This window comes from Shewanella sp., assembly GCF_047975355.1.
In the GTDB taxonomy this organism is placed as follows: Bacteria; Pseudomonadota; Gammaproteobacteria; order Enterobacterales; family Shewanellaceae; genus Shewanella.
Genome location: NZ_JBKEDJ010000049.1, coordinates 22,365 through 28,364 on the forward strand (window position 1 = coordinate 22,365; position 6,000 = coordinate 28,364).

Below are 6,000 nucleotides of genomic sequence, written 5' to 3' on the forward strand. Positions count from 1 at the left end.
ACATCGTTAACGGTAATGATTGCGTCTCTCTCCTTAGCGAATTACACTCCAACTTATATTCGTTAAGTCATTCAATCCCTTATCTACGGAGTCTCTGATGAATCCATCCAGTGCTTTTTCGGCCCTTGTCGAATCGATTCGGCCCCATGTCGTTGAAGTGAGTATTGAGGCCTACCAAGCTGACGACACTTGGGTATTGATTGATGTCCGTGAGGATAACGAGTGGCTGCAGGATCATCTGCCGCAGGCAAAACACATGAGTCGCGGTGTTATTGAGCGCGATATTGAACAACGTTTTCCCGATAAACATACCCCTCTGTTACTGTATTGTGCGGGGGGCGCTCGCTCTGTGCTGGCGGCCAGCAGTTTGCAGCTTATGGGTTATAAAAGGGTGGCCTCTTTGATTGGCGGTTATAAAGGCTGGATCCAACGCCAACTGCCTGTAGTGCAAGATTAATCTAGGCTAGGTTTAATTTTTTATAGGCGAGTTACATGCAATATTTCCCGCTGTTTATTGATACTGTTAATTTAAATGTCCTGCTGGTGGGGGCGGGGGATGTCGCCAGTCGTAAGCTGGCCTTGTTGACGCGAACCGAAGCGAATATCCATGTGATCGCCCCCGAGGTGAATCCCGAGGTGAAGGCCTATGCCGATGCGGGCAGGATTTTATTGTCTGAGCGGCAAGTGGTACAGGCCGATATCCAAAACTACGATCTTATTTATCTAGCAACCGCGAATGATAAGCTCAACGCCGAATTGGCCACCTTAGCTACCGAGCGGGGGATTTGGGTCAATGCCGTGGATAATCCCGCCTATTGCCGCTTTATTACCCCATCTATTGTCGACAGGGGCCGCCTTGTGGTGGCGATTAGCACAGCTGGAGCAGCGCCCGTGTTTGCGCGCACCATTCGCGCCCGCTTAGAGACTAGCCTGCCGCAATCCCTTAAACCCTTGTTCGACTTTGTGGCCGACAAACGTCTCGAAGTTCAGCAAAGGCTTACCAAAACCGCGACGCGCCGATTATTTTGGGAGCGTTTTTTCGACACTAATGGCGATAGGTTTGATGCGCGAACTCCCGAGCATTACCAAAATGCCTTTAACCATATTATCAGCCGCGGGGAAATCCTGTTATTGGATGAAGCCTCGCCCGTCGAGTTATTGCCGCTGGCGGCCATGCCGTTATTACAGCGCCTAGACTGGATTTACAGCGAGGCAAGTTTGGCCGACGATTTGGCTGAGCTAGTACGCCGAGATGCTAACCGCGCATCGCTCCCTGCGCTGAGTGATATCAGTCGTGAATATGAGCAAGGCTCGCGCATGTTGTTGGTCGGCGATACCCAGAAGATTGACCAACTTAAGGCACATTTCCCGGTGGCGAAGCATTTACGCCCCGGTGCGATTTAGCATTCTTTATCGCAGTTTGTTTGAGCTGACGGCGAGTCTTAGGTAGACTCGCCGTTTATTTTTATCGTTAAGCTTAGGATTTGCTATGGCTCTCAAAGCGACCGTGTTCAAAGTCAATCTTCAGATCGCCGATATGGACCGAGGTTATTATCAAGATCATCAGCTGACGTTAGCGCAGCATCCCTCCGAAACCGATGGTCGCATGATGGTGCGCTTGCTGGCTTTTATCCTGAACGCTTCCGAGACCTTAAGTTTTACTAAGGGATTGTGCGTCGATGATGAACCAGAGCTCTGGGACAAGAGTCTCTCTGGTGAAGTGGACTTGTGGATTGAGTTTGGCCAAGCCGATGAGAAATGGCTGCGTAAGGCCAGCGGCCGCGCGAAAGCGGTGCAGCTATTTGCCTACGGTGGTCGTAGCGTCCCCATTTGGTGGAAACAGAATCAAGCAGCCCTAGAGCGTTATAAAAACCTAAAAGTGTGGACTATTGCCGAAGAGTCGGTGACGGCGATGGAGGCGTTAGTGAGCCGGACTATGTCGCTGCAAGCGTCCATCAGTGAAGGGCAAATCTGGTTATCGGATAATGAGCACAGCGTGCTTATCGAGCCCGAAATGCTTAAAGATTATCAATAAAAAAGAGCCTGCAATTGCAGGCTCTTTTTCTAGACGAACATTATTGGAATTTCAGTTCCCAGCTATCGATATAGCCTACGTCGCCACGACCGCTATCAACCGCTTTGAGTTTCCACACACCGCTTGACTCAACGCCAGTCATATCAACGGTGTAGCTCTTGTTGATATTGTCTGCGCCAGCGCCAGTGTTGTTATGTAGTGTTGCCGTTTGGCCAGTTGGGCTGATGAGCTGCACTTTTAAGTCACCAATGTAAGGGTGAACAATATTCACCACGGCAGTCACAGTGCCTGAGCTACCCGTGCGGTTCACAGTAATTGGGCTAGTGATACCTGTGGTTTTGTTATCTGGAATATTGTAGTTATCGGTGTTGGTGTAGCTCGTTGGCGTGGTAGGGGTTCCACCGCCGCTTTGGGCTGTGTAGCTTGCGGTTAACGATACACCGCTAAAGGCTGAATAACCTTTCACCATCGCGTAATAAGTACCAGATTGAACGTTGCTGATTGGGCAAGACTCGCTGTTACCGCCTTTGTATGGACGGCAATCGTAGTTTGAAGTCGTTGGCGCTGCGCCGTACTGTACGTACAGATCCGCATCACCCGTGCCACCGTTCATCACAAAACCTAAGTTAGTTGCGCCCTGTGGCACTTCAAATGAGAAATGCAGTTCTTCACTGGCAGCGCCGCTAAGATCAGTTTTTGGCACACCGTTCACTAACACGCTGTCAGTGGGTGTAGGGTTAACCGGATCTGTTGGGCCATTACAAGACGCATCTAAGAAGGTTTTCGCAGCAACGGCATTGACTAGACCATATCCATAGTAGTCATCACGGCCTGCTGTACCTAAGTCTTCAGCGGTTTGTTTGAGGGCATTACGTACTTGCGCTGCGCTACATTCTGGGTGATAGCTCCAAACTAAGGTCGCTACACCCGAAACGTGTGGGGTCGCCATCGACGTGCCGTTGTAGTACTCGTAGTCTTTATTGCCTTGGTTACTCACGGTAACTGTTGCGCCTAACTGGTTACGCAGTGCTAAACCGGTTGCACGGTCAACAGACACTGACACCATGTTGATTTCGCTGTTAGCATCGACCAAGAAAGGGTTTTGTAATCCAGGTAATGCGCTATTACTGTAAACTATCGCCGCACTGGCACCCGCATTCTTACAGGCTTTTACCGCATTAATTTCAGGGTAACTAGAACCTTGGTTACCGACACGTTCAACTAAACAGACCTTGTTAGTCATATTGCCGCAGTTAAAGGTTGAGCCGCTGACGCTACATTCTGCTAAGGTGGCAGTGGCTGTGCCATTAAAGGGGGCTGGCGCATAGTTAGTGCCTGAAGGGGTCAAACGGTTGTGCGGCACAACACCTGAATTGAAGTATGACTGACCACCGATAGTAATATCCGCTAAACGGCCTTCACCGCGGGTAACGGTAGAGAGAATCGCTTCACCTGGGCCTGAGATTTCCACTTGGTTGGTGTACTGAGAGAAGGCTGAGTGATCTTTGTGATTATCAACCGATGCCACAGACATAACCGCATCGTAAGAGGCTGGGTAGCTGTGGGTATTATTACCGGCGTTACCGGCCGCAGCAATCAACAGCACGCCGTTATTGTAGTGGGCGGCCAGTGCGTTACGCTCTGTGGTGCTAGAACCTGCACCACCTAAACTCATGGTGACTACGTTCGCGCCGTTTGCCACACAGGTATCAACGGCTGACACGAGGGATGATGAGTAACCCCAGCCTGACTCGTTAAAGACTTTAATCACATGAATGTTGGCATTTTGATTTGGCATCACGCCAACCACGCCGTCGTTGTTGGCGATCGCTGCGATAGTACCGGCAACGTGGGTACCGTGGGCGTTGTTATTGCCTGGATCGTACCAGCTGCCTGTGCCTGAGTTGTTGGTACCCGTGACATTGTTACCACTTAAGTCGCTATGACCACGGTCATAACCTGAATCGATAATACATATGGTGCGGTTGCCTGCTTGGCTGTCGCTTAATTGGGTTGCACCTACATAGGTTTGTCCCCAAGGCGTTGTTTCACTTAGCAGGTGGCGTGGCATATCTTCTTCGACATATTCCACATCGGCGCGCGCTCTTAAAGCCTTAATGCCATTGTTATCCAACTTAACTGAGTAGCTGTTACTGCGGCCGATGCGCTTCATTTCTTTGGCTTGCGCCTTGTTCAACACGCTGTGTTGGGCGCTAATTTCCGCCACTTGAGGCTGATAATTCATCGTGGTGGGTAGCTGTTCGCTATTTTGCAGGCTGCTTTCTGACATCAGCGTTGGCGCATCGGCATTTTTAAATTTCACGATATAGCGCTTAGGCAGAGGAGAGGTCTGTGCCTGCATTGCCGCGGCGAAACCTGGAGTGTCGGGGGCTGCATTTACACCGGCTGAAATCGCAATAGCTAAGCTAGATAAACTCAGGGCTATCTTAGTGGTTCGATTGATTGTCATGTTTTTCTTCCATGTTCAATTTAGTGTTAATCATTATTATTTTTGGCTTTTAAAGAATAACTACGACTCAGATGCTACTCGGTTAGAGAATTTATCTTTGGTGTAAGTGTTTGTAAATTAAATGTTAATGGTATGGTGGTTGGTAAAAATAACTTTATCGATAAGCGTTTTAAATGAATAAATACTCATATGTAACAAGTTGTAACCAATATTTTTAAATATTTATGTTTTTTTATGTGGAAAAGGTGAATAAGTAAAAGCGAATTTTTAAGCGGTAAATTGGAAAAAATCGAAAATTGCACGACTCTATTTTATTGAAATTGCTTTATATAATTTTTTGGAATGATAAATTCAAAAATTGGCTACATCTGTTTGGATGTGATGTTGAATTTTATTCAAGTGATTGATTATGCGGTTTTATTGAATTTGGGTGTCGACAGTTTGGCATTTGCCAATTTATTGGCTTATTTGTATCGAATTAACAGCGTAATCGACTGAGTTATCTTGGTGGCAGGATTGAAAAAAGAACAATATACAAAAAGCGCCATTTGGCGCTTTTTAATCCGTAAGTAAAAGAGTGATTTACTCTGTTTTAGACTTAGCGTCGGCTAAGGTTTGATAACCGCCGCCGTTATAGGTCTGAGTGTAACCTGCAGCGACTAAAGCCTCGGTCGCGATACTGCTGCGTCTGCCACTACGACAATACAACACCACAGGCGTATCTTTGGCGATACCGCGTTTAGCAAACTCGGCGGCGACTTGCTCAAAGGGAATATTAACCGCATTGGCTAAATGGCCCGCAGCAAATTCTTCTGGGGTACGTACATCGAGCACCATAGCGCCAGCAGCGATTTTTTCCCATGCAACTTGGGGCTCTTGATCGGCTGCACTTGCCGCGTGCGATACTAAGACGAGCGATGACAGACTCAAGAGGGCCACCCCGAGTAGCGCTTTACTGCGACACAGTAACTTGTTGAACACTGACTTTCTCCTTTGCAAATATGCATTAACTTTGTTTCGCGATTTCAGCCTCGGATTTGACGCCCAATTTACGTAATACCATTGCGGCAGGGCAAAAACCGGTGAAAGCGCTTTGGAATAGGTTAGCGCCAACGAAGGCCGTTAACCACATAAAGTTGTGGTGTACAAAAGCGGTTAACACCAAAGACAATAACACCATAAAACCGGCAAAGGCCATAATGCTGCGTTCGAGTGACATAGGTTGCTCCTAGAGGCAGCGCTGTGGCTGCCTATTGTGGGTTAATCGGCTGTTTGAGTTAAGTTGATGCGATTTTTCATCGCGGCATAGTAAAGCACTGGGATCACGATTAATGTCAGTAAGGTCGAGATAAAAATCCCGAAAATCAAACTGATCGCAAGCCCGTTGAAGATAGGATCGTCCAGGATAAACAGGGCGCCTATCATGGCTGCCAAGGCGGTCAGCATAATAGGTTTGGCCCGCACTGCGCCCGAATGAATTACGGCACGCTCAAAG

Annotated in this window: 7 protein-coding genes; 3 read left to right on the plus strand and 4 right to left on the minus strand. The window is 48.1% G+C overall.

The genetic code is table 11. The annotated features are described in order from the left end of the window. Nucleotides 1–97: 97 nt before the first annotated feature. The 3 genes from ACK5NH_RS14040 (at nt 98) to ACK5NH_RS14050 (ending at nt 2,035) form a co-directional block, all read left to right on the plus strand. Entirely contained in the window at nt 98–457 is a 360-nt protein-coding gene (locus ACK5NH_RS14040; protein WP_416921023.1) for a rhodanese-like domain-containing protein, read from the plus strand. Nucleotides 458–492: 35 nt separating this feature from the next. Next, the gene (locus ACK5NH_RS14045; protein ID WP_416921026.1) at nt 493–1,404 is read left to right on the plus strand and encodes a precorrin-2 dehydrogenase/sirohydrochlorin ferrochelatase family protein; all 912 of its coding nucleotides are present in this window, start codon (nt 493–495) and stop codon (nt 1,402–1,404) included. 85 nt (nt 1,405–1,489) lie between these two features. Continuing rightward, nucleotides 1,490–2,035, plus strand: coding sequence for a YaeQ family protein (locus tag ACK5NH_RS14050; RefSeq protein WP_416921028.1), 546 nt, complete (start codon nt 1,490–1,492; stop codon nt 2,033–2,035). 40 nt (nt 2,036–2,075) lie between these two features. Here the strand turns inward: ACK5NH_RS14050 and ACK5NH_RS14055 are convergent, their stop codons facing one another. The 4 genes from ACK5NH_RS14055 to ACK5NH_RS14070 all read right to left on the minus strand — a co-directional run. After that, nucleotides 2,076–4,505, minus strand: a complete 2,430-nt coding sequence (locus tag ACK5NH_RS14055) for a S8 family serine peptidase (protein ID WP_416921030.1) — start codon at nt 4,503–4,505, stop codon at nt 2,076–2,078. 582 nt (nt 4,506–5,087) lie between these two features. Beyond that, complete coding sequence (locus ACK5NH_RS14060; protein ID WP_416921032.1) at nt 5,088–5,486, minus strand: rhodanese-like domain-containing protein; 399 nt, start codon at nt 5,484–5,486, stop codon at nt 5,088–5,090. Between the two features lie 25 nt (nt 5,487–5,511). After that, entirely contained in the window at nt 5,512–5,724 is a 213-nt protein-coding gene (locus tag ACK5NH_RS14065) for a DUF2892 domain-containing protein (RefSeq protein WP_416921034.1), read from the minus strand. 41 nt (nt 5,725–5,765) lie between these two features. Next, nucleotides 5,766–6,000, minus strand: a 235-nt coding sequence (locus tag ACK5NH_RS14070) for a hypothetical protein (protein ID WP_416921036.1), incomplete at its 5' end; no start/stop codon positions are given.

What these genes read in the sequence shown, in the direction of transcription:
- ACK5NH_RS14040 (WP_416921023.1), top strand. Translation starts at nt 98, where the DNA reads ATGAATCCATCCAGTGCTTTTTCGGCCCTTGTCGAATCGATTCGGCCC.
- ACK5NH_RS14045 (WP_416921026.1), top strand. Translation starts at nt 493, where the DNA reads ATGCAATATTTCCCGCTGTTTATTGATACTGTTAATTTAAATGTCCTG.
- ACK5NH_RS14050 (WP_416921028.1), top strand. Translation starts at nt 1,490, where the DNA reads ATGGCTCTCAAAGCGACCGTGTTCAAAGTCAATCTTCAGATCGCCGAT.
- ACK5NH_RS14055 (WP_416921030.1), bottom strand. Translation starts at nt 4,505, where the DNA reads ATGACAATCAATCGAACCACTAAGATAGCCCTGAGTTTATCTAGCTTA.
- ACK5NH_RS14065 (WP_416921034.1), bottom strand. Translation starts at nt 5,724, where the DNA reads ATGTCACTCGAACGCAGCATTATGGCCTTTGCCGGTTTTATGGTGTTA.